The organism is Pseudomonas sp. 5C2 (genome assembly GCF_034314155.1).
Classification (GTDB): Bacteria; Pseudomonadota; Gammaproteobacteria; order Pseudomonadales; family Pseudomonadaceae; genus Aquipseudomonas.
Genome location: NZ_JAVIWH010000002.1, coordinates 2416264 through 2440223, shown reverse-complemented (window position 1 = coordinate 2440223; position 23960 = coordinate 2416264). Strand labels below are relative to the sequence as shown.

Sequence of the window (23960 nt, the reverse complement as noted above, 5' to 3'; positions counted from 1 at the left end):
CGCGTGTGCGTCGTAATTTAATAGTCATCACGCGCGGAATGACCAAGGTCATTCAGCGCGTCTTTAATACTGGGAAATGGTCATTGAAGGCGTTAGAACGGGCTTCCGGCAATGGATACAGTCATGGTGTCGTTTGGGCAAAGATAAAAATCACGATGTTGCCCTGTTCATAACGCTTCCCATCTTTGGGCAGTAGATCGACTTCATGCCTTTCGCCGTCATCTTTGACCCGCATAACCACGCCGACCGAGCCTTTCTGACGAGCCTGGGTCATCCATTGCTGGACAGTACTTAATGTCACGGCGCGGCCCTTGGCGTCAGGGTAGGTGAAACCATATTGGGTCTCACCGACGGTGTTGTACAACGTTATGTCCGGGCGTGCGGTATGCCAAGCCAAGGCAGAGGCTGCCCCCAGCTCATTGCTCAAGAGCGAGCGGGTCTCGCGAAGTGCCTGGGCATGCTCGGAGATGAATACGTCAGGTGTCTTGTTGTAGATAATTGTGTTGGGCAGTGCTGCAGGCAGCAAGGCGACCAGCGCCAGCATCCCGACTGCGGGCGCCAGAAAAAGGGTCGATGGTCTGGCGACTTGCAGGGCGTTGGCGATGCTCCATATCCCCAGTGCAATGAGCACAAAAGTCAGATGAAGCGGCTCATTGTCATAGATGGGCTGCTTGAATTGCAGGTAAGTCACCGTTAGTAGCGTAATCAGGCCAAGGGCCAGGTTCAGCAGCCCGTTAGCGCGGATTATCCCCGTTCTGGCTTGCTCAAGCCAGCCGGTCAGCGTGTGGCCGATCAGCAGTGCTAAGGGCAGCAGGCACGGCATGATGTAGGTGGGTAGCTTTCCTCGGCTCAGGCTGAAAAAAGCCAGTGGCAACACCAGCCAGAGCAACAGAAATGCGATTTTTGGCTGGCTTTTTGTCTGCCATGCATGCTTGAAAGTCCCTGGCAGCGCCAGTGCCCAAGGCAGGCTGGAGACTATCAGTAACGGTAAGTAGAACCACCAGGGTTGAGCGTGTTGCGCATCGTCTCCGGCAAATCGGCGGATGTGTTCGTGCCAGAAAAAGAATGACCAGAAGTCGGGTTCGCGCATGTGTACGGTCAGCACCCAGGGCAGCGAGACCAGTACGGCGACCAGCACGGCTAACAAGCCATAGCGCATCATTTCAGTGAGTCGACGCTGCCATATCATGTACGGCAGGGCGATCAGTACGGGTAGCAGGAAGGCCAGGAAGCCCTTGGTCATGAAGCCCATGCCGCAGGCCAGTCCGAGTACCGCCCAGGCGGCCAGTTTTACCCGCTGTGCGGTACTGTCGATGGCATACCACAAGGCCACCAGGCTGAGGTTGACCCATAGTGTGAACTGCGGATCAAGGTTGGCGTAGCCGGCCTGTCCGACGATCAGGCCAAAGCTCATGTATATCGTGGCGCAGGTGAAGCTCTTGCGCGGGGTATTCCACAGGCGACGAGCCATCAGGTAAGTCAGCAGGGTACTCAGCCCCAGGCTCAGGGCCGAGGCGATGCGCACGCCGAACAGGTTTTCTCCAAACACCGCTTGGCCGATGGCGATCATCCAATAGCCGGCGGCGGGCTTCTCAAAGTAGCGCAGGCCCATGAAGTGTGGCGCCGCCCAGTTGCCGCTCAGGAGCATTTCCTGGCTGGCTTGTGCATAGCGGGTTTCGTCTGGAATCCAGAGGCCGTGAAAGGGCAATGGCAGCAGATAAAACAGGCCAAAGGCGAGTAACAGAAGAGGTATGCCCCAGCGTTTAATCATGACCGTTGAGCTCCCTGCCAGTGGCTCCTGGTTTGAAAGAGCCTGGTTTGCTGATGTGCCACAGCCAGCAATTGACGGAAATAGTCGCCCATGAGAAATCCTTGTACTTAGGGATGTAGGCTGAAGACGTTCAGCGCTGGACTGAATGAGTCGAAGTTCCAGCGCTGATAGTCCAACCCGTCACTAAAGGGCATGAGGCGCCATAAATGGCGCCTCATGCTTTCCTGCTTTATGTTGAAGAGTAACCTCAGCGTTTATCCGCGATTTCGAGCATTGCTTCACGCAGGAAGAAGTCGAGGGTCTTGCCGATGGTTTCGCTCAGTTCGATGGTTGGGGTCCAGTCGATCAGGCGGCGAGCGTTATCGATGCTTGGCTTGCGGTGGGTCACGTCCTGGTAGCCGGTGCCATAGAACGACTGGCTTTCGACGTCACGGAAACCGGCGAAAGGAGGGAAGTTCGAGCGCAGTGGGTGAGCTTCGAACTGACGCAGCAGTTCTTCGCCCAGCTGGCGGATGCTGGCTTCGTTGTCCGGGTTGCCGATGTTGATGATCTGGCCGTTGCACTTGTCATCGCGGTCTTCGATGATGCGTGCCAGGGCTTCGATGCCGTCAGCCACGTCGGTGAAGCAGCGTTTTTGTGCGCCGCCGTCGACCAGACGAATCGGGGTGCCTTCCACCAGGTGCAGGATCAGTTGGGTGATGGCACGCGAGCTGCCGATCCGCGCCGAGTCCAGACGGTCCAGGCGTGGGCCCATCCAGTTGAACGGACGGAACAGGGTGAAGCGCAGGCCTTTCTGACCATAAGCCCAGATTACCCGGTCGAGCAATTGCTTGGAGACCGAGTAGATCCAGCGCTGCTTGTTGATCGGGCCGACGATGAGGTTCGAGGTGTCTTCGTCGAAATTCGGGTCGGTACACATCCCGTACACTTCGGAGGTTGACGGGAAGATCACGCGCTTGTTGTATTTCACGCAGTAACGCACGGTCTTCAGGTTTTCTTCGAAGTCGAGTTCGAACACGCGCAGCGGGTTGCGGGTGTATTCGATCGGGGTGGCGATGGCCACCAGCGGCAGCACGACATCACATTTTTTGATGTGATATTCGATCCACTCGGAGTGGATGCTGATGTCGCCTTCGACGAAGTGGAAGTTCGGGTGGCTGCGCAGGCGGTCGATGGCGTCGGAACCGATGTCCATGCCATAGATTTCGTAGCGGTCGTCTTGCAGCAGGCGCTCGGACAGGTGGTTACCGATAAAGCCGTTGACGCCGAGGATCAGAACACGGGTGCGACGCACGGCACGTGCCGACTCGCTGCCGACCATGCGCGAGCCTTCGACCAGACCCAGTTCGCGGGCCAGTTGCGGGCCGCTGAGGTACAGCCCGGCGTCGCCACGCTGACCGGCGGTGATCACCAGGGAGTCTTCGCCACAGGCGATGCGCAGGGGATCGGAACTGATCACTCGGCCTGGGGCGATGCCTTCATTGCCGGCAACGACGTCGGCGCTCCAGACGATCAGTTTGTGTTCGCCAACCGGGCAGAAAGCACCAGGGTAAGGCTGGGTCACGGCGCGCACCAGGTTGAACAGCTGTTCGGCCGGGCGCTTCCAGTCCAGCAGGCCATCGGCCGGGGTGCGGCGTCCGAAGTAGGACGCTTGGGTGTCGTCCTGGGCGGTTTCAGTCAACTTGCCCTGGGCCAGCAGCGGCAATGCGTCGCGCAACAAGTTGGCAGCGGCGTCGCGCAACTTAGTGTGCAGGGTCAGGGCGGTGTCGGAGCGTTCGATGGCCACACGCTGTTGAGCCAGGATAGCGCCGGCATCGGCGCGCTTGACCATGCGGTGCAGGGTCACGCCGGTTTCGGTTTCGCCATTCACCAGGACCCAGTTGGCTGGGGCGCGGCCGCGATAATGCGGGAGCAGGGAGCCGTGCAGGTTGAAGGCGCCTTTGCTCGCGCAGGCCAGCAATTGCTCGCCCAGCAGATGGCGGTAATAAAAGGAGAACAGGTAGTCGACGTTGAGTTTGCTGATCCGCTCAATCCACAGAGGATGGTTGGCATCTTCCGGGGCGTGCACCGGAATGCCTTTGCGTGCACACAATTGCGCGACGGAACCGTAGAAGGTGTTTTCCTTCGGGTCGTCGGCATGGGTAAACACGGCAGCGATTTCATAGCCTGCGTTGAGCAAGGCTTCGATGCCAGCACAACCAATATCGTGATAGGCAAAGACGACAGCTTTAGGATTCATAACGTGACCTGAGTGGAAGATGAAGACGGGTGTGAGCTGTTAGCATTTACAGCGGACGTCGCGGACGGGCTGCGCAGCACTTTTTCGATGAAAAAACGCGGGCGGGCCCGGACATCGCTGTACATGCGGCCCAGGTATTCGCCCAACAGTCCCATGCCGATGAACTGGCCGCCGGTGAACACGAACAGCACAGCAAACAAAACAAAGGTGCCGTGGCCAGCCCAGGTGGCGCCGAAAATCAGGCGCAAACCGATGAGCAACACGGCGAACAGCACGCCGAGAAAGGCCATGCTGAAGCCGAGGATGCTCAGCAGGCGCAAGGGCGTGGTGGTCATGCAGGTGATCAAGTCGAACATCAGGTTGATCAGGCGCATCGGGCTGTATTTCGAATCACCATGTTCGCGCTCGGCGTGCGGGACGAGCACCTCGGTGGTGTGGCGGGCGAAGCTGTTGGCCAGAATCGGGATGAACGTACTGCGCTCGCGGCAGGCCAGCATGGCGTCGACGATCGTGCGTCGATACGCCCGCAGCATGCAGCCATAGTCGCTCATGGCCACGCCGGTGGAGCGTTGCACGGCCAGATTGATCAAGCGCGACGGCCAACGACGCCAGGCTGAATCCTGACGGTTGTTGCGCACGGTGCCCACCACGTCGTAGCCGAGCTCGGCCTGGGCAACCAGGCGCGGAATTTCTTCCGGCGGGTTTTGCAGGTCGGCGTCCAGAGTGATGACGACATCGCCTTTGCATTGCTCGAAGCCGGCCATGATGGCCGCGTGCTGGCCATAGTTGCGATTGAGGATCACCGCGACAATGGAGCTGCCTTCACGCTCCGAGGCGTCCTGAAGGATTTGCGCAGAGTTGTCGCGGCTGCCGTCGTCGACCAAAACGATTTCGAATTCATGGTGCAACTGTGCACAGGCCGCTTCGGTGCGGCGCAACAACTCAGGCAGGCTCTGCTCTTCGTTGTAGACCGGGATGACGATCGAAACGCACTGAATCGGATAAGGTTTCACAGGCTTCGTTCCAGAGTGGTTTCAATAGCACACGCAACGCGCTCGACGTCGTCGAGGGTCATGTCGGGAAACAGCGGGATCGAGCACAGGCGTGCCGAGTTCCATTCGGTGTTGGGCAACTGGACCGACGGGAACTGCTTGCGGTAATAGGTGTGCAGGTGGGTGGCGATAAAATGAATGCCGGTGCCAATGTTCTGCTCCTGCAAGCCTTTCATGAACGCCTCGCGGTCCAAGCCACAGCGCTCGGCATCGATGCGCAGAATGAACAGGTGCCAGGCGTGCTGCTGCGGATAGCTTGGCAGCAGAAGCGGCTGGACCGGCAAGTCTGCCAGGCGCTTGAGGTAGGCCTGGGCCAGGACCTCGCGCTTGGCATTGATCTCGTCGAGGCGCTTGAGCTGCACCAGGGCAATGGCGGCGTTCATGTCGGCCAGGTTGTACTTGAACCCTGGCTCAATGACCATCGCCTGCGGTTTGCGGCCATGGGTCATGCGGTCGTAGGCGTCCACGCCGAGCCCGTGAAACTTGAGCATGCGGACCCGGTTGGCGAGGTTCTCGTCATCGCTGACGAACATCGCACCTTCGGCGCAGGTCATGTTTTTGATCGCGTGGAACGAGAAAATGGCAGTGCCTTGCGCGCCGACCGCACGTCCCCGGTAAAGGGTGCCCGCTGCGTGAGCGGCATCTTCGATCACCATGATGCCGTGACGCTCGGCCAGTGCGTAGAGGGGGTCCAGATCAAAGGCGGCCCCGGCGTAATGCACCGGGATGATGGCTTTGGTACGCGGGGTGATGGCGGCTTCGATGGCGGCGAGGTCAGTCATCAGGGTGTCGCGATCGACGTCGACGAAAACCGGGGTCGCGCCGAGCAGGCAGATCATGTTGGCGGTGGACACCCAGGTTTGCGACGGGGTAATCACCTCATCGCCAGGGCCAATGCCCAGGGCGAGCAACGTGACATGCATCGCGCCGGTGGCGGACGAGAGCGCGACGGCGTGACGACAGCCCACGCGTTCGGCAAATTGCTGTTCAAGCTCCTGGTTTTTCGGGCCTGTGGTAATCCAGCCGGAGCGTAAAACCTGCTCGACGGCGGCAATTTCTTCGTCACCGATACTCGGGCGGGAAAAGGGGAGAAAGCTCTGGCTCATGGCATTCCTACGTGGGCAGCGTGTCTTATGTACATATACTAACAACTTATGCAGAAAGCCGAACTCTGCATTTACTTCATTGAAATCGCTTGCACGCTCATCAGACGTAGCTGTTGAGCACCCAACGGGCGAGCGTGGATTTAGAAGCGTGCTTGCGGTCGAGGTATATACACACGTCTATCACGTCATCAAGTTGCTTTTGAAGGTGGGATTTCCGCAAAGTCACTCAGTAACATCTACTCGTAGTGCCAAGCGCAAAGATAATAGGTTCCCCAAGACTAACGGTATGAAATCAGTGAGTTTTTTGCAAGAAATATCGGCTTACAAATGCAGGGTCGAGTTTGCTCGTCATGGCGTTGGTCCGTATGCGCGTCGAGTCGCCAGCCCTGGAGCGTCGGGGTTATGTAAGTGCAATTGCTTTTTATTCAGCACTGACGGCCAGTCCTGAGCATTCATAGTGTCCAGTGCTGTTGTGTTCTTGAGGTGAGTCGACACAGGGCCAAGTCGGGGCGGGTCTTATTTGAATAAAACCCGCTATGAACAACGCCCTGTTCAGCGTTTCGTCCAGGTTGTAGGTCGCGAAAAAAATCAGGCTCGGCGAATAGGCTCTTGCTGCGCAGCTGAACCAATGCTGTACGACATGCACTCGGTGCAAGAAAACGTTTGGATACCTGAACTTATCTGACTTTTCTGCCTCTCATGCCGGTAGCCATTGATCGCGGCAGCCTGATAAGCTCGCGGCTTTACTCGTTTGCCCTATTGGCGCATGAACAAGGAATTAGTATGAAACAGCATCGGTTGGCGGCGGCGGTAGCCCTGGTAGGTCTGGTACTCGCGGGTTGTGACTCGCATACCAACGTAGAGCTGAAAACCCCGGCGCAAAAAGCTTCTTACGGTATCGGCTTGAACATGGGCAAAAGCCTGGCTCAGGAAGGTATGGATGATCTGGACTCCAAAGCGGTAGCCCAAGGCATCGAAGACGCCGTCGGCAAAAAAGAACAGAAGCTCAAGGATGATGAGCTGGTCGAAGCCTTTGCTGCCCTGCAAAAGCGGGCTGAAGAGCGTATGGCCAAAATGAGCGAAGAGTCGGCAGCCGCCGGCAAGAAATTCCTGGCAGAGAACGGCAAGCGTAAAGAAGTGACCACCACCGCTTCCGGTCTGCAATACGAAATCATCAAGAAAGCCGATGGCCCTCAGCCTAAGCCGACCGACGTAGTGACTGTTCACTACGAAGGCAAGCTAACTGACGGCAAAGTCTTCGACAGCTCCGTTGAACGCGGCAGCCCGATTGATCTGCCGGTAAGCGGCGTGATCCCTGGCTGGGTTGAAGGCCTGCAACTGATGCACGTTGGCGAGAAAATCAAACTCTACATCCCTAGCGACCTGGCTTACGGCGCGCAAAGCCCAAGCCCGACGATCCCTGCCAACTCCGTTCTGGTCTTCGATCTGGAACTGTTGGCTATCAAGGATCCTGCCGCTGCAGCAGCAGAAGCTCCTGAAGAGCCAGCCGCCAAGTAATTGAGCGCACTGGTTTGAGCACAACGCCCCGCTTTGACGGGGCGTTGTTGTTTGTGGCGTTTGGACGCGAACGGATCCCCTCTGACGCAGTCGTAATACCATTAGCGGACTGACTATTGCTGGCAGATTGTAGGACGATCGATTGCGACCCCCTGCAATGCGGTGGGGGTAACTTCAGTCAGGCCCCAAGTCAACGAATTTGTCGTATTTTTAATGTGAGTAAAAAACGCCCGATTTGAGCCAAAGCCCTACAGCGCGGGCGTCTCAGGCCTGAAAATAGGGTCTGTTCACAAGGTTATCCACAACTTGTGTGGATAACATTTTGTGCAGCATAGTGGTGACACCTGTTGCAACCTCCGTTGGGAGCGATCATGAAAACACCTTGGAATTTGATTCGTTTTTTACCCATGGCTCAGCGCTTGCTCAGTCGTGGGCGTTTGCCAGCCTTGATCTTTGCTGTTGCACGCAAGGGCGCTAGGCAGGGTGACCGTTTGGGTAAGCTCAAGGATGACCTGCGCTTGCTGCAGGCCCTGTGCCTGGCCTATTGGCGCGGTGAGTACCGAGCTGTCAGCCCCAAGGCGATGCTCTCGGTGGTGGCGGGGTTGATGTATTTCCTCAGCCCGTTCGATGCCGTGCCGGACTGGATACCCGGGATCGGCATGCTCGATGACATCGCAGTGCTGGCTTGGGTCATGAAAAGCCTGGAAAGTGAGCTGAATGCCTTTCGAGCGTGGCGAGCCAGGCAGGCACCGGAGAAACTTGTCGTCGTCGAACGATTGCCCGCAACACCGGAGCTCCTGGTGCTAGAGCATCGCAAACCCTGAAGCGCCCGGATTTATGGGGGTTATCGTTGTCTTGAGCGGTCGCTTGTCGATTCAGAGGACGCAAGGTGCCTCTGTCCGCTGTTAAGATATCAACACAGGGAAAAAGCCTACTCGCAAAGTGTTGTAGTCCTACAGGGGGTTTGTATGGATCTTCAGATAATTACACGTGATGGAGAGCCAGAGTACGCAGTTTTGCCTTGGGCTCAGTATCAGGCTCTGCTCAAAGCGGCCGGGATCTCGGACACAACCGTTCAACACTCGCCGCAACCGCCTGAGGTCGCGCCTGTCGATCATCCCGGCTTTGATCAGTTGGGTGCCTTGCGCGCCGCCAAAGGCCTGGAAGTTGCGCAGTTGGCGCGTGCAGTCGGGATAAGTCCGTCGTATCTGGACTTGATCGAAAGTGGCGAGCGATTGCCGGATGCGGCCATTCGCCGAAGCCTGGCCTGGGAATTGGGTGTCCCTGGCTGGGGGGGTGAGTCATGAGTGTGCGCATCAGCCGTCTGCACTGGGAAGGGCTGTTGACTGAGCTGGATCAGGCGCGCCGGCAACGGCATCTATTGACCTACCGTGCTTTACTCGAGCGGTTGCAACTTCCCAGCCCCGCGATGCTTACCCTTACTGCCGCACTTGAACACTTGGCAGCGTTGGATGCTCGCGCCGAACAGCCGTTGCGTAGTTCGTTGGTGATCAGTCAGGGCGCGAGTCGTTTGCCGCGTACTGGCTTCTTTGAATGCGTCGAACGGCTTGGGCGATTCTCGGGCCCTTCCGACGGCGTAGCCGCAGCGTCATGGCATGCTTCTGAAGTGGCGCGGGTCTTTGAATACAGCTATCCGGAGAGCGTGTGAATCCAAGTCTGTGGCGTTTACGAGCACGATTGAGCTACTTGCTGGCTCGGCGGTTATTCCATTGGTCGTGGTTCGTGCAACAACCTCGAGGCTGGCAATGGCTCGAAGGTCAATTCTCGCGTATGGCGAATCTGGGAGATGTTGGCGCTCAGAGCTTCTACGGCCATATCCTGACGTTTCGCGGTCAAGGTTTGGGTGCTCGCGAGGAAGGCGTGCGTCTGTTGCGTCTGGCCGCGTTGGGGGGTGATGGCAAGTCGGCTTACCAGCTCGGCGTGTTGAGCCTGGCGGGTGACACACGCAAGGCCCCTGATGCTGTGGATGCCGCTCAATGGTGGGGCATGGCAGTCGAGGCCAGGCATCCACTGGCGGCCATCAAACTGTCGCAGTTGTACCAACAGGGCGGCCCCGGCTTACCCCCCGATCTGGATCGTGCCAAAGCGTTTCAGGCCCATACCTGGTAGTTGGGTATTTAGCGTGCCAAAAATGCTTCGCAGTCCAGTGTGTCGATGACGTGCACGCTGGGGCCTGCAACGTTCTTTGCGTGGTGCTTGGCTTGTGACGCCATTTCTGCGAGTTGACTGGCATCCAGATCCGCACAGGCATCGGGGTGCAGGTGGACGACGCCTATGGACAGCGATAACAGTGCGAAGTCCTGGCGCTGGCCCTGACGATTGAGGGCAGTGAAACAGCCCGACTCCAGATGCTCGGCTCGATAGAAGCGCCGACACTGATTCTGAAAATCATCTAGCAAAAGATTCAGGCGTTTGCGCCAGTCTTCGGAGCCCAGGACCATCAAGAAATCATCACCGCCAATGTGTCCGACAAAGTCGCGGCTCGGGTCGATCCGGTCGTTCAGGCACTGCGCCAGGCAGAGCAATACTTCGTCGCCACGTCCGTAGCCGTAGATATCGTTGAACGGCTTGAAACTGTCGATATCCACGTAGCAGATCATTGACTCCTGGCCCTGTTGCAGCAGGCGGGTCAGGCATTGCTGGATCGGCACGTTTCCGGGCAATAAAGTCAGCGGGTTAGCGTAGCGAGCTTGCTGTATTTTCAGTTCAGTGATCAGTTTCAGCACGTCAATCACCCGCCCAAGACCCAAGTAGCAGCCATTGAGGGTGATGATGAAGTCCTCTTCAATACGCTGCCGGGCGCGACTGGTCAGCAGGCGGCTGACCTGCTGCAAGGACTGGTTCAGCTCGACAGCAAGAAAGTCGTCGCTCATCAGGCGGCTGATCGGTTTGCGCGCGAACAGGTCGGTAGCGAAAGGCTTTAGCAGAGCCTCGGACAATGAGTGCCGATGCACGATACCGCAGGGTTGCGACTGCTCGTCCAGCACTGCCAGGGAGTTGAGGTTGGCTTGTTTGCGAAAGTACTCAAGGACGGCGGCGGTCGGTGTGGACTGATTGACTGCGGGTTGTTCGTTGAGCAGAGCGCTCAGGTCGCAGGCGTCTTCGTTCAACGCCGGTACCGTCGGATCGAGCTTGGGTAACAGCGCGCGGGCATCACGCGGTGGATGTTCTTGCGGGCGACAGAGCAGATAGCCCTGAACCAGATCCACGCCCATGTCGATCAGCACCGCGAGCTCTTCCGGCAGTTCAATGCCTTCAGCGATCACAATCGCTCTGGAGGCCTTGGCCATCTGCAGCATGGAACCGACGAACTCGCGCTTGACCGCATCCTGATGAATGCCGTCGATAAAGTGTCGATCAATTTTTACGTAGTCCGGGCGCAACTCCGACCACAGGCGCAGGCTGGAATATCCCGCACCCAAGTCGTCCATGGCGATGGAAAAGCCCATGTCCCGGTAGTGATGCAGTGCGTTGTACAGCAGCTCGAAATCTTCAGTGGGTGTCTGCTCGGTCAGCTCGATCACCACCTGGCTGGGAGAAATGCCGTAGGCGTTCAGCAATTCCAGGGTACGACCTGGCGGGTGAGCCGGTTCCAGCAGCGACTCAGGCGAAACGTTGAGGAACAGCTTGCCCTCAAGTTTCTGTTCGCTGAAACGTCGACAGGCACATTCTCGCGCAGCCAGTTCCAGCTCGCTGAGCCGCCCAGCTTGGCGGGCCACTGCGAACAAGCTGATGGGCGAATGCAGGGGGCTGTTGGACGGGCCTCGGGTCAAGGCTTCATAGCCGAGAATCCGGCGGTCCGACAGCGACAGTATCGGTTGGAACAAGCTGTGCAAATCGCGTTGAGCCAGAATTGAACTCAGTGCGCTCAGCTGTTCAGTGACGGTCATGGTGATCTCTGCGTAAAAAAAAAGGGGCTAAGCGCAATAGCGCTCAGCCCCTCTATTCCACGACAGATTGATGACTGTTTGATGACTGAATGCCACTAGAGAGCACTAAATGGCCAGCATTTTACGATCATCCATCCTGCCTTTTTACTTTTTTGCGATAGCGGCGTTCAAACTCAGGTAGTCGAGCAGGATGCGCCCGGTTTCGGCCAGGTAGGCGTCATCCTCGGGTTTGGTCTTGTCTTCTGCTGGCAGCGCGTCCTCATCTTCTTTCTTCAGCTCTTTGAGCGGCTCTTCACCTTTGGCCTTGCGGCGGGTGTTTTCCAGAGCCAACTGCTTGCCTTCGATGTCGGTGTGTTGAGCGCGACGCTCGGCTTCGTTGAGGCTAACCGTTTTTTCTGCCATCAGCTTTTGCGCCAGGAGCAAGCGGTTCTCGATGAAGACGAACTCCGGGTCCTTCGACGAGCGCTCATCATGCCGCGTCTTGAGTTGCGCGAGGAACGGTTTGAACGGATCGACGACAGGCTTGATGGCCGGTCTGATGGTGTCATACGACATGGCTTCGGGCAGCGCGCTCTCGCCGATTTCCTTGGTGTCGATGATCGACGGGTACGCGATGTCTGGCAGTACACCCTGGTGCTGGGTGCTCTGGCCGGAAACCCGGTAGAACTTGGCCAGCGTCAGTTTCAGTTCGCCATGGTTGAGCGGCTGAATGGTTTGTACGGTGCCTTTACCGAAGGTCTGGCCACCGATGATCAACGCGCGGTGATAGTCCTGCATAGCGCCGGCGAAAATCTCGGAGGCCGAGGCAGACAGACGGTTGACCAGCAACGCCATCGGGCCTTTGTAGAAAGCACCTTTGGCTTCATCTTCAAGGACATCGACCTTGCCGTCGCTGTTGCGAACCAGCACGGTAGGGCCTTTGTCGATGAACAGGCTGGTCAACTCCGTGGCTTCCTGCAACGAACCGCCGCCGTTGTTACGCAGGTCGATGACAACACCATCGACTTTGTCGGCTTGCAGTTCAGTCAGCAGTTTCTTCACGTCACGTGTGGTGCTCTTGTATTCTGGATCGCCTGCACGATAGGCCTTGAAGTCCAGATAGAACGCCGGAATTTCGATGACGCCGAGTTTGTAGTCGTGGCCATCCTGCTTGAGGTTGAGGATCGACTTCTTCGCCGCCTGCTCTTCAAGCTTGACCGCTTCGCGGGTGATCGCGACGATTTTGCTGGTCTGGTCATTAGGCGCATTGCTGGCCGGAATCACTTCCAGGCGCACGATTGAGCCTTTAGGCCCGCGAATCAGTTTAACCACCTCGTCCAGGCGCCAGCCGATCACGTCGACCATCTCTTTGTCGGCCTGGGCAACGCCGATTATCTTGTCCGCCGGGGCAACTTGCTTGGTTTTGGCGGCAGGGCCAGCCGGAACCAGGCGCACGATCTTGACGTTGTCGTTATCGCTCTGCAACACGGCGCCGATGCCTTCCAGCGACAGGCTCATGTTGATGTCGAAGTTTTCCGCACTGTCAGGCGACAGGTAGTTGGTGTGCGGATCGTAAGACATGGCGAAAGTGTTGATATAGGCCTGGAACACATCTTCGCTGCGGGTCTGCTCCAGACGCGACAGCTGATTCTTGTAGCGCTTGGTCAGCAGCTCTTGAATCGCTTTGGGTTCCTTGCCGGCAATCCTCAACCGCAGGACTTCATCCTTGACGCGTTTGCGCCACAGATCGTCCAGCTCGGCAGTACTCTTGGCCCACGGGGCATCCTTGCGCTCTACGAGCAAGGTTTCCTGGGCGGTGAAATCGAACTTGCCGACGCCCTTGTCCAGTTCTGCCAAGGCAAAATTCAGGCGCGATTTGACGCGATCCAGATAGCGCTTGTAGATGGTGAAGCCGGGATTCAGGTCGCCGCTCTTGAGAAAATCGTCGAACTGCGTGCGCCATTTGTCTAATTCGGTAATATCACCGGCCATAAAGTAGCTACGGGACGGGTCCAGCAGCTTCAGATAGCTCTCGTAGATGATGACCGAACGCTTGTCGTCCAGCGGCGGTTTGCTGTAGTGATGCCTTTTGAGCAACTCTACAACGTTAAGACTGGCAATGACCTCTTCGCGATCTGGCTGAAGGTTATCCCAGCTATTGGCTGCGAACGTATTGGCGGACAGCGGCAACACGCTGAGGCCAATGAAAAAGGCAAGCGCGGTGCTGGGGAAAAAATGCTTCATGCTGATTCGACGCGGGGACAATTGATAACGCATATTAGGCCGTCTTTGAAGTCGCCGGTTCCGTCGGATCCGGTCGCATAATGCAAAAAGCCCGTGCGTCTATAGCACCGGCTCAGTCCAGACTTACTATGGAGGCACTGTGAAGGCATTGCAAGGCGTTGACGGACATGTGGAATGGCTTGAACAACCCGGCCTGACATGTGATGTAGGGCAAGTACGCATTCGGATCGCTGCGGCGGGTCTCAATCGTGCGGATTTATTGCAGCGGGCCGGGCTGTATCCGCCACCGCCGGGAGCCAGTAAAACCCTCGGGATGGAGTGCTCCGGGGTGATCAGCGAAGTCGGTTCGGGTTCGTCCTGGCACGTAGGGGACAGAGTCTGCGCATTGCTCGCAGGTGGTGGCATGGCTGAAGAGGTCGTAGTCGACGGACGGCATGTGCTGCCGGTTCCCGAGGGCATGTCTTTGCCGGAAGCGGCAGGTATCCCCGAGGTGTACGCCACTGCATGGTTGAATCTGTTTCAACTGGCTGCATTGAAGCCGGGTGAAAAGGTATTGCTGCACGCCGGGGCAAGTGGTGTTGGTTCAGCTGGCATTCAGCTTTGCAAGGCGTTCGGCAACCCGGTATGGGTGAGCGTCGGCTCTGCCGAACGTCTGGCGTATTGCGAAGCGCTGGGGGCTCAGGGTGGGGTTGTGCGCAGCGACAACCTGGAAAGCCTGAAAGACCTCGGTCCGTTCGATGTCATTCTTGATCCGGTGGGTGCCAACTACGCGGCCTTGAACATCAAAGTGCTGAACGTTGATGGGCGATTGGTACTGATCGGTCTGATGGGCGGGCGTGAAGCGCAACTGGACCTGGCGCAAGTGCTGGTCAAGCGTGTGCAGATACTGGGTTCGACCCTGCGTAGCCGTGATGATCAATTCAAAGCGGATTTGCTCAGTGATCTGAGTCAGCACGTGTGGCCGTTGTTTGTCGAAGGACGCCTCAAGCCGCAACTGGCCAGAACGTTCCCGATCAAAGACGCCGAATCTGCCTTCGCCGAGCTGGCGACCAATCAGGTGTCAGGCAAACTGGTGTTGGTGATCGACGAAAGTCTGGTCTGACACATGGTGTGAAGTCGTTCGCTTAAGCGGCCTGCCAACCAGGCCGCTTATTCAGCCATCACTTCCAGCTATGAATCGGCCAGCTGGCCTTTTCTGCATGCTCGCGCAGTACCGGGTCCGGGTTGACGACGCGGGGGTATTGGACCTTGAGCAGCAGCGCCAGGTCATTGCGTGAATCCGAGTAGAAACTGGAGCCTTCCAGCGTCTCGCCTTCGTTTTGCAACCACTCCAGCAAGCGCGTGACCTTGCCTTCGCGGTAGGTCAGTACGCCCAATGTCGCGCCGCTGTAGACGCCATGTTTGACCTCCAGTTCGATCCCCAGTACTTCGTCGATGCCCAGTCGTTCGGCGATGGGTTTGACCAGGTGCGTGCCTGACGCCGATATCACTAAAATCCGGTCACCGGCCGCTCGATGGGCGGCGATGGCCCGGCAGGCCTCGCTGAAGATGATCGGTTCGATCACGTCTTCGACCCAAGGACCTACCAGGTGCGCGACTTCTTCCGGCGTGCGACCGGCCATGGGCTCCAGGCTGAAGGTCATGTACTCCTCCATCGCCAGTTCGCCTGCGCTGTACGCGGCCATCAGTTCATTGTTACGGCGCATGAACGACTCAGCGTCCACCCAGCCGAGTCGACCCATTTGTTCGCTCCACAAGCTGGCACAGTCGCCGTGGATCAAGGTTTCGTCCAAATCAAAAATCGCTAACGCCATTACTGCTGTCCTCTGAAATTTTGCAGCCTTCGTAACCTCTACAGGTTCTGCGGTTGTCGCTTAGGCTACTTCACACAGCGCCGACGGATCGATAGCCAAGGCCACTCGACGTCCATTGGGGTGCAAATCAGCCGCTGAACGGTTCAGTACGTCGACCACCAGTTCCACGCCTCGGGCTTCGATCCGGTAACGGATCACGTTGCCCAACAGGCTGTGGCTGCGCACTTCGCCGTCGAGGTCGCCGGTCAGGCTCAGCTCGATGGCTTCCGGACGAATCGCCAGACGGCTGTTGATCGGCCGTTGCAGCAAGCGGCTGGCGCTGTCGGCGTCGAGCAGGTTGTAGTTGCCGATAAAGCCGGCGGCAAACACGTCGATCGGCGCGGTGTATAGGGTTTCAGCATCGCCGCTTTGGACGATCCGGCCCTGGTTCATCAGGAAGATCCGGTCTGACATGGTCAGCGCTTCTTCCTGATCGTGGGTCACGAAAATCGTCGTCAGTCCCAATTCACGCTGGATCTGACGAATCTGTTCGCGCAGGTGTTTACGAATCCGTGCATCCAGCGCCGACAGCGGTTCATCGAGCAACAGCAGGCGTGGCCGGGTCACCAGCGAGCGCGCCAGCGCAACCCGTTGGCACTGGCCACCAGACAGTTGGTGCGGGTAGCGTGCGGCGAAGTCGTTCAGTTCGACCAGTTTCAGCACTTCGGCGACTCGCGTGCGGCTGTCGTCGGCGTTGACCTTTTGCATGCGCAGGCCGAACGCGATGTTTTGCTCGACGGTCATGTTGGGGAACAGCGCATAGCTCTGGAACACCATGCCGATGCCGCGCTTCTGCGGGCTGAGCGGGACAATGTCCTGGCCGTCGAGCAGGATCTTGCCGCCATCAACAGCGGTCAGGCCGGCAATACAGCGCAACAGGGTGGATTTGCCGCACCCGGAAGGGCCGAGCAGTGTCACGAACTCGCCTTTCCTGATGTCGCAGTTGATGTCGCTGAACACGGCGGTGCCGGCGTAGCTCTTTTGCAGGTGATCGACGCTGACGAAGCTCATTGGCTTTTGTCCTTGTTCATTAAATTGGCCGCCCAAGTCAGCACCAGCACAAAGAAGAAGTAGGAAACCACCAGCGCACTGGTGAAGTGACCGCTGCTGTTGCGCATGTTGTTCAGGTAGACCTGCAGGGTTTCGTAGCGCGTGCCGACCAGGATGTTGGCGAACACGAACTCACCGAACAGGAAGGAGAATGACAGCAACAACGCGACCATCAGGCCTTTGCGCAAGTTTGGCAGCACCACCAGGAACGCGGCCTGCCAGGTGCTGGCACCGAGCAGTTGCGCAGCGTCCATCAGGTCGCGCAGGTTAATCGCTTGCAGGTTGTTGGTAATCGCCCGGTACATAAACGGCAGCGCCACGGTGAAGTAGCAGCCGATCAGAATCCACGGCGTGCCGACCATCGCGAAAGGCCCGGACCCATAGAGCTGCAACAGGCCGACGGATGACACCACGGGAGGCACGGCGAAGGGCAGCAGGATCAGGATATTCATCAGCGCATCAAGCTTGGGGAAATGGTAATGCACGACGAACAGCAGTGGCAGGATCAGGACCACTGACAGCACCAGGGAGCCGACACATACCAGCAGTGACTGGCCGAATGCGTGGAGGAAACGCGGGTCGCTCCACAGTTCGACATACCATTTGACGGTAAACCCGCTGGGCAGAATGGTTGCCGACCAACTGGTGGCAATGGAGTAGATCAGCGTCCCTGCCAGTGGCAGCAACAGAATGATGAACAGCAGGTACACCACGACGCGGTGGTAGAGGACGGCGGAGCCCGGTTCAGCGCGAGACATGGTAGCTCCTCTTCAAAAGCCACTGGTGCACGAGGGTCACCAGGGTCATCAGGCCCACCAACACTACGGCCAGGGCGCTGGCCATATTCGGGTCGAGGCTGATGTCGCCTGAAACCATGGCGGCAATACGGATGGGCAGCACGTTGAAGTTGCCTGTGGTCAGGGCGTACACGGTGGCGTAGGCGCCGAGGGCATTGGCCAGCAGAATCACGAAAGTACCGATCAGCGCCGGGGTCAGCACTGGCAGGCCGATATACCGCCAGAACTGCCAGCTGTCGGCCCCGAGCAAGGCAGCGGATTCGCGCCAGTCTTCGCGCAGGGCGTCGAAGGCCGGGTAGAGCAGCAGCACACCCAATGGAATCTGGAAGTAGGTATAGAGGATGATCAGCCCGGTTTTCGAATACAGGTTGAAATCCTCGATGATCCCAGCTTGCTTGAGCATGATTGTGATACTGCCGTTGAACCCCAGCAGGATGATGAAGGCGAAGGCCAGCGGCACACCGGCGAAGTTGCTGGTCATATTGGCGAAGGCGTTGACGAAGTTACGCAGTCGCGAGTCGACCCGACGCAGGGAGTAACTGCCCAGCACGGCAATGATGATTCCGAATACGCTGGACCAGAAGCTGATCTCCAGGCTGTGCTGGATCGCTTGCAGGTAGAACCGGGAGCTGAACACTTCAGTAAAATTAGCCAGGCCCCAGCCGTTGTCTTCCGATTGCAGGCTGTGGATCACGACCCAGGCCAGCGGGGCGATCTGGAATACGATGAAAAACACGGAGAAGGGCACCAGACACAGGGCCGCCAGCCATTTGCCTCGGGTGATTGAGTTCACTTCAACAACTCCCGGCACACTGGCTTGTCGTGAGGGACGCCGAGCAGTTCGCAGACCGTGCCACACAGATCGGTCTGTTTCGGTTGGGCATTGCTATCGAAACTGAAGGCATCGCCGAACACGAACAGCGGAACTTCGCGTTCTTCCGGGAGTAAGCCATTGTGGGAACGGTCGTTGTTCATGCCGTGGTCAGCGGTCACTAGCACCTGGTAACCGGTGTCGAGCCAGCCTTGCAGGTAATCGGCGAGGATGATGTCGGCAGAGCGCGCACTGTTGCGGTATTGCGGGGTATCGAGGCCGTGCTTGTGCCCGGCGTCGTCAATGTTCATGGGGTGTACCAGCATGAAGTTCGGCGCATGGCGCAGACGTAGGCTTTCGGCATCAGCGAACAGGTGTGAATCCGGATAGTGATCCGCATAGTAGAAGTGTCCATGCTGGATCGGCAGGTGTGCGTCGTCAGTGTGGCGGTCGCGGGCGGCAACGAACGGTGAGCGGTTATACAGTTCGCTGACCCAGTGATAAGCCGCTGCGGCAGTGCTGAGACCAGCGTCGGTGGCATAGTGGAACACGCTGCGCTGATTCGACAGGCGCGTGACGTTGTTGTGCACGATACCGCTGTCGATCGGTTTCACGCCGGTAAGGATGCACTCGTACAGCGGTCTGGACAGCGAAGGTAGCTCGCATTCCAGTCTGTACAGGGCGGCGCGTCCTGCACCTGCGTATGCCTGAAGGTGTCCCATGGCATGTCGGGCGACTTGGTAGTTAAGACCATCGAGCACGACCAGGATGACGTTGTGCCTCATAACGGATGAGCTCCAGAAGCGTTGTACACAATCAGAAAAAATGGTCCAAAGAGGGAAAAACGGGCGAACCCGTTCTTCCCTCAAATAACGCTTATTTCATTTCGATGATGACTTGTTCGTTCCACTTTTTCGGCAGGCTTTTCGAGGTTTTTTCCCAGGCATCCGCGTCGGCAATCGGCTTCACGTGTTTGTACTGCTCGTTAGGCAGCAGCTTGGCTTGTACGTCAGCCGGCAGGGTGATGTGTTCAGCACGAATCGGACGGGCATTGCCCCGCGCCAGGTTGGTCTGGCCGGCATCGCTGAAGATGTATTCGCGAGCCAGTTTGGCGGCGTTCGGGTGTTTGGCGTATTTGTTGATGATGGTGGTATAGCCGGAAATCACCGAACCATCGGAGGGGATCAGCACTTCATAATCGTCAGGATTGACCATCTTGTCGCGGTAGCTCAGGCCATTGAAATCCCAGACCACGCCCACTTCGATTTCGCCTTTTTCCATCGTGGCGATTGTCGGGTTGGACAGCGACAGACGCCCCTGTTTGGCGATTTCGGCGAACATCAACAGTGCCGGTTCAATATTCTTTTCATCGCCACCTTTGGAAATGGCAGCAGCCAGCACGCCGTTGGCGGCCTGGGCGGCGGTGCTCACGTCACCGATGGAGACCTTGTATTTGCCTTTCTCCAGGTCAGCCCAGGTTTTGGGGGCGTCGGAGCCATGGAGCAATTTTTTGTTGATGATGAACGCGATGGTGCCGGTGTAGGCCAGTGCCCAGTTACCGTCTTTGTCTTTCGCCCAATCCGGGATTTGAGCCCAGGTGCTTGGCTTGTACGGCTGGGTCACGCCCTGTTTTACTGCGATAGGACCGAAGGCTGCACCCACATCGCCGATATCCGCGCTGGCGTTGTCTTTCTCCGCAGCGAATTTAGCGACTTCCTGGGCCGAACTCATGTCGGTGTCGATATGCGTGAGGCCGTAGTTTTTCAGCAGGTCGTCCCAGGTGCCTTTCCAGTTGGCCCAGTTATCGGGCATGCCGACGCTGTTGACCGCACCTTCCGTCTTGGCCGAGGCCTCCAGGGTTTTCAAGTCGGTATCAGCAGCCATGGCGGCTGTGCACAGGGCAATGGTCGAACCTAACAGTGATGCCAGGAAAAGATGTTTCATCCGAAGCTCCTTTGGGCGTTTTCAACGCTACGTTTTTATCGACGTTAGTGCGGTTGGGTTGGTCTAGGTCAGCAATACCTGAGCCAATTTAAGCCTGCTGAATGACACTTTGATGTCGGCATCACTCCTGCAAGGGTAATCATCAGCTAAGGGAGGTCAGTCCAAGGTAAGCGTAGACCATGGCTAATATATTGATATTCATCGGTTTTGTTGATCTGGAACAACCGTATCAGGCCGTCCCTCGGCAGCTTTGTCATCGATCAGTCATGTGCTTTGTCTAGGCTGACCGATACTCACAGGAGCGATATTCATGCTCGGTCCTGCTCTTAAACAGCGCTGGACTAGTCCAGATAGGTAACGTTGATGCGCGAAGATGCACCAAAGGCGGTGACAGCCATCGGTCTGGCCTTGCAGGAACAGATCGAGCACGGCTTGTTGCCGGCCAGTAGTAAGCTGCCCGCCGAGCGCAAACTCAGTGAGTTGTTCGGTACCACGCGGATCACCGTGCGTGAAGCGTTGTTGCAGTTGGAGGCACGGGGTCTGGTTTATCGCGAGGAGCGACGTGGCTGGTTTATCTCGCCGCCGCGCCTGGCTTACGATTTGATGCGCCGCAGCCATTTTCACGCCATGGTCAGTGCGCAGGGACGAGTGCCTTCGACGGAGGTGATTTCAGCGCGTCTGCAGCCTGCGTCGGCGGCGGTATGTGCCTGGTTGCAGTTGCCAGCATTGTCCAGCGTGATCCAGATCTGCCGCGCGCGACGCATTGATCAGCGACTGGTGTTGTACGTGGAGCACTATCTCAATCCGGAATACTTTCCCCAGATACTGGATGTCGATCTGAGTCAGTCGCTGACCGAGTTATACGCCAGCCGTTATGGCTTGCGGTATGGCCAGGTGCGTTTCGAGATGGTGCCGACGGCCTTGCAGGTCGAGGCGGCAGCGGCATTGAAAGTGTCCGTTGGCAGCCCGGGCCTGCGCATTGCCCGGGTCAACTATGATCAGCAAGGCCGTCTGATCGACTGCGACCTTGAGTATTGGCGCCATGATGCGATTCATGTGAGTGCGGTGGTGCCGGGGTAGGGCGCGATCATGTCGTCACGCCCAGTGTGGTCGCGATCATTGCTTTTCCTTGGCCGCTCCAACGCCAATCACGCTACCGCCGCCGGTGCTCACCTGTACGCTTAAACGTGGGGTTGCCAAATCGAGTCCGGCTTCATCCAGATGGCGTTTAAGCGACAAGTTGAAGGCGCGCGAAACTTCCCACTGTTTGATCGGAGCAGTCTTGAAGCGCGCCCGCAGGACTGCGCTGCCGGATTCGAAACTTTCGACCCCCTGAATCTCCAGCGGCGACCAAATGTTGCGTCGCTCCAGCGGGTCACTGTGCATTTTATGCCCGACCTCACGAACCAGTTTGATCGCGTCGTCGATGTTCATGCTGAACGGAATCGCAATGCGGAAAATCGCATAGCCGAACTCCCGCGAGTAGTTCTGGATGCTTTTGATCTCGCTGAACGGAATGGTGTGGACGATGCCATCGATATCCCTCAAGCGCACCGTGCGGATGGTCAAACCTTCGACCGTGCCCAAATGCCCGCCGACGTCGACGTAGTCGTCGATGGCCAGCGAGTCTTCGATGATGATGAACAGGCCGGTGATCAAATCCGCCACCAATGACTGCGCGCCGAAACCAATGGCCAGGCCGATAACCCCGGCACCGGCCAGCAGAGGGGTCACGTTCATGCCCATGTTCGCCAGTGCGACGATCAGGGCGATGATGAATATCGCCACGAACAGCACATTGCGGATCAGCGGCATCATGGTTTGCGCCCTGGCATTGGCCAGGCCTTTGCGTGACCGGGTCAAGGCATGATGCACGGCGGTGTCACCGAGGATCCACACCAGCCAGGCGAACAGCAATGTTGCGCCCAGGCTGAACAGCTTGATGCTGACTTCGTGGCCGTCACCTTCGGCGAAACGAATCAGCGACAAGCCCCACACGCGAAGGCCCAGTTCGATGAACAGCAACCAGACCAGCAGATGCGCCAGGGTATAGAAGAAGTTTCTCAGTCTGTCCGAATACAGCGCATGACGTTTTTGTCCATGGTACGGCCGTTGCGCATGACGGCGCACCAGGCCATTGATGACCATGCACAGCACCAGCAATACCGCGCAGATCAAGGCCTGACGCAGGGCGGTACTGGTATCGCCAGCAGAGAAGAACGTGGCGAACAATGACACCGCCACCAGCATCAATGCCGGCACATACCAGAACGAGCCCAGGATGTAGAGGCTGTCGCTCAAGGCGCGCCGGGTCAGGCGACGGGACAGCGGCTGGTTGCGGATCAAGTGGCCGATGGGGCGGCGGAATCGCAGGATGAACAGCCCCGTGGAGATCGCGGCCAGCACGTTAGCCAGGGTTGCGGCGGTGTGCGCCAGGTGTTCGCCAAGACTGGCGATCAGGCGCGGGTCGCTCAACGCTTGGCCGAAGGCGGCAAAACTGCCGATCAGCCACAGCGGGCGAAACGCCTGATGACGCAGGATATACAGCGCTCGGCGGCGGTGGGGGCCGTCGACAACGGAAAAGGCAATCACGCAAATGGCCGAGAATAAGGTGCCAACCACCAAGGCATACGCCAGCACCATGGCCAAATCCTTGCCCAGCGAAGAGGGCAGGGAATAGCTCAAGTACACGGTGATAACCAGGGCCACCAGCCACGGCCCCAGTTTGCGCAGGGCAAAACGCAGCATGTCCCAGGTACGAGGGTGTTGTGGCAGCTCTTCTGACAGACCAAAGCGCAGGCGCACCCGATGGCTGAGCCAGATCAGCACGGCAGCCAGCAGGCTCCAGAGCAGCATCACCAGGGCGAAACCGAAGATGACCGGCAACCATTGATTGGCGGGCAGCATCAGCCCCAACAGCTCTTCCTGCGCCAGGGTCAGTTCGTCGGACCAGCGCTGAATCGGACTGTCATCACCGCTGAATTGCTTCTCGAAACCGGACAGGGTGCTTCCGATCAATCCAAGCACGCCTTCTTCGGCGGTCGGTTGAGCTTTCTTGGTGGTGTCGCGGAGTTTTTTCAGGTCGTCGAGAAGTTTGGTGCGTTGTTGATCGTTTTCCAGGGTCTTGATCACTTCATCCAGCGATTGCCCAAGAGGTTCCTGTGCTTGCGGTTGGCCTTTCTGTGAGCCACCTAGTGAACCCGGCAGGCTTAGGGCCTGAGCCGCGCTAATGGGTATCAGGGCCAACAGACAGATCAGAAAAAGGCGCGGGAGAGCGAGCAGGCGGACAAAAACAGGCACTGGGCGGTGAACCTCGAATCAGCACAAAAACGCCCGGTATCATCAGGCAATGACTGGCGAGTGTACGAGTGACGCGTGGGCTTGGCGAGCGCCATTGTATAGACAGCTTGCGGTTATGCACGCCATACGCCGAGCGGCTTACACCAGTTTTTCGAGGAGTTTGTAAACCACCGTCCCGAGGATGCAGACCATGCCCAGCCAGAGTAAGAACACACCAACACCTCGCTCCTGGTAAGAGAAACCCACACACAGCATGAGCATGCCGGCGACTATCGGTATTAGCATGGAGTGGAACGGATCCATGAGCACTGCACCTGTCTGGTTCGGTAGTGTCAGTCTAGGTGGGTTTTTGCAGATGGACCAAGTGATCGTCTTCGCAGGCAAG

Annotated in this window: 21 protein-coding genes; 7 read left to right on the top strand and 14 right to left on the bottom strand. The window is 57.8% G+C overall.

Annotated elements, in window-relative coordinates; all coding sequences use genetic code 11:
• Positions 1-121: 121 nt before the first annotated feature.
• The 4 genes from arnT to arnB all read right to left on the bottom strand — a co-directional run bounded on the left by arnT (position 122) and on the right by arnB (position 6168).
• Positions 122-1771, bottom strand: a complete 1650-nt coding sequence (gene arnT, locus RGU44_RS11870) for a lipid IV(A) 4-amino-4-deoxy-L-arabinosyltransferase (protein WP_322180511.1) — start codon at positions 1769-1771, stop codon at positions 122-124.
• Between the two features lie 247 nt (positions 1772-2018).
• Complete coding sequence (gene arnA / locus RGU44_RS11865; protein WP_322215284.1) at positions 2019-4010, bottom strand: bifunctional UDP-4-amino-4-deoxy-L-arabinose formyltransferase/UDP-glucuronic acid oxidase ArnA; 1992 nt, start codon at positions 4008-4010, stop codon at positions 2019-2021.
• The gene (arnC, locus tag RGU44_RS11860; RefSeq protein WP_322178223.1) at positions 4007-5023 is read right to left on the bottom strand and encodes an undecaprenyl-phosphate 4-deoxy-4-formamido-L-arabinose transferase; all 1017 of its coding nucleotides are present in this window, start codon (positions 5021-5023) and stop codon (positions 4007-4009) included. The genes arnA and arnC overlap by 4 nt, the downstream gene beginning before the upstream one ends.
• Positions 5020-6168, bottom strand: a complete 1149-nt coding sequence (gene arnB / locus RGU44_RS11855; protein WP_322178224.1) for a UDP-4-amino-4-deoxy-L-arabinose aminotransferase — start codon at positions 6166-6168, stop codon at positions 5020-5022. Before arnB ends, arnC begins: the two co-directional genes overlap by 4 nt.
• Positions 6169-6951: 783 nt before the next feature.
• Here arnB and RGU44_RS11850 point away from each other — a divergent pair.
• The 5 genes from RGU44_RS11850 (at position 6952) to RGU44_RS11830 (ending at position 9816) form a co-directional block, all read left to right on the top strand.
• A complete protein-coding gene (locus RGU44_RS11850; RefSeq protein WP_219061540.1) occupies positions 6952-7686 on the top strand; it encodes an FKBP-type peptidyl-prolyl cis-trans isomerase in 735 nt (244 codons plus the stop codon).
• Positions 7687-8057: 371 nt separating this feature from the next.
• Complete coding sequence (locus RGU44_RS11845; RefSeq protein WP_322178225.1) at positions 8058-8510, top strand: YkvA family protein; 453 nt, start codon at positions 8058-8060, stop codon at positions 8508-8510.
• A gap of 144 nt (positions 8511-8654) precedes the next feature.
• Positions 8655-8993 (top strand): helix-turn-helix transcriptional regulator, encoded by a 339-nt coding sequence (locus tag RGU44_RS11840; protein ID WP_322178226.1) that lies wholly within the window; start codon positions 8655-8657, stop codon positions 8991-8993.
• A complete protein-coding gene (locus tag RGU44_RS11835) occupies positions 8990-9355 on the top strand; it encodes a hypothetical protein (RefSeq protein ID WP_219061537.1) in 366 nt (121 codons plus the stop codon). Before RGU44_RS11840 ends, RGU44_RS11835 begins: the two co-directional genes overlap by 4 nt.
• Complete coding sequence (locus tag RGU44_RS11830; RefSeq protein WP_322217258.1) at positions 9352-9816, top strand: sel1 repeat family protein; 465 nt, start codon at positions 9352-9354, stop codon at positions 9814-9816. The genes RGU44_RS11835 and RGU44_RS11830 overlap by 4 nt, the downstream gene beginning before the upstream one ends.
• A gap of 8 nt (positions 9817-9824) precedes the next feature.
• Here RGU44_RS11830 and RGU44_RS11825 read toward each other — a convergent pair whose 3' ends face one another.
• Positions 9825-11597 (bottom strand): bifunctional diguanylate cyclase/phosphodiesterase, encoded by a 1773-nt coding sequence (locus RGU44_RS11825; protein ID WP_322217257.1) that lies wholly within the window; start codon positions 11595-11597, stop codon positions 9825-9827.
• Between the two features lie 144 nt (positions 11598-11741).
• A complete protein-coding gene (locus RGU44_RS11820; RefSeq protein WP_322217256.1) occupies positions 11742-13820 on the bottom strand; it encodes a carboxy terminal-processing peptidase in 2079 nt (692 codons plus the stop codon).
• A gap of 139 nt (positions 13821-13959) precedes the next feature.
• On the opposite strand from RGU44_RS11820, the gene RGU44_RS11815 reads away from it, so the two are divergent.
• Positions 13960-14922: a zinc-binding dehydrogenase gene (locus RGU44_RS11815; protein WP_322217254.1), complete on the top strand. Its 963-nt coding sequence runs from the start codon at positions 13960-13962 to the stop codon at positions 14920-14922.
• 58 nt (positions 14923-14980) lie between these two features.
• Here the strand turns inward: RGU44_RS11815 and RGU44_RS11810 are convergent, their stop codons facing one another.
• The 6 genes from RGU44_RS11810 to RGU44_RS11785 all read right to left on the bottom strand — a co-directional run bounded on the left by RGU44_RS11810 (position 14981) and on the right by RGU44_RS11785 (position 20275).
• On the bottom strand, positions 14981-15634 hold the full coding sequence (locus RGU44_RS11810; RefSeq protein ID WP_322178231.1) for an HAD family hydrolase: 654 nt from the start codon (positions 15632-15634) through the stop codon (positions 14981-14983).
• A gap of 60 nt (positions 15635-15694) precedes the next feature.
• Positions 15695-16684 (bottom strand): ABC transporter ATP-binding protein, encoded by a 990-nt coding sequence (locus RGU44_RS11805; RefSeq protein WP_322178232.1) that lies wholly within the window; start codon positions 16682-16684, stop codon positions 15695-15697.
• Positions 16681-17481: an ABC transporter permease gene (locus tag RGU44_RS11800; protein WP_219061530.1), complete on the bottom strand. Its 801-nt coding sequence runs from the start codon at positions 17479-17481 to the stop codon at positions 16681-16683. Before RGU44_RS11800 ends, RGU44_RS11805 begins: the two co-directional genes overlap by 4 nt.
• Positions 17468-18313 carry an ABC transporter permease subunit gene (locus RGU44_RS11795; RefSeq protein ID WP_322178233.1) on the bottom strand — a complete coding sequence of 282 codons (846 nt, stop codon included), beginning with the start codon at positions 18311-18313 and terminating at the stop codon, positions 17468-17470. Before RGU44_RS11795 ends, RGU44_RS11800 begins: the two co-directional genes overlap by 14 nt.
• Complete coding sequence (locus tag RGU44_RS11790) at positions 18310-19116, bottom strand: alkaline phosphatase family protein (protein WP_322178234.1); 807 nt, start codon at positions 19114-19116, stop codon at positions 18310-18312. The genes RGU44_RS11795 and RGU44_RS11790 overlap by 4 nt, the downstream gene beginning before the upstream one ends.
• Positions 19117-19207: 91 nt before the next feature.
• The gene (locus RGU44_RS11785; RefSeq protein WP_322217251.1) at positions 19208-20275 is read right to left on the bottom strand and encodes an ABC transporter substrate-binding protein; all 1068 of its coding nucleotides are present in this window, start codon (positions 20273-20275) and stop codon (positions 19208-19210) included.
• Between the two features lie 363 nt (positions 20276-20638).
• Between RGU44_RS11785 and RGU44_RS11780 the strand changes: the two genes are divergently transcribed.
• Entirely contained in the window at positions 20639-21355 is a 717-nt protein-coding gene (locus RGU44_RS11780) for a UTRA domain-containing protein (RefSeq protein WP_322178236.1), read from the top strand.
• A gap of 36 nt (positions 21356-21391) precedes the next feature.
• Here the strand turns inward: RGU44_RS11780 and RGU44_RS11775 are convergent, their stop codons facing one another.
• Both RGU44_RS11775 and RGU44_RS11770 read right to left on the bottom strand, forming a co-directional pair.
• Positions 21392-23575, bottom strand: a complete 2184-nt coding sequence (locus tag RGU44_RS11775) for a mechanosensitive ion channel domain-containing protein (protein WP_322178237.1) — start codon at positions 23573-23575, stop codon at positions 21392-21394.
• Between the two features lie 138 nt (positions 23576-23713).
• A complete protein-coding gene (locus RGU44_RS11770) occupies positions 23714-23878 on the bottom strand; it encodes a hypothetical protein (protein WP_322178238.1) in 165 nt (54 codons plus the stop codon).
• Positions 23879-23960 lie beyond the last annotated feature (82 nt).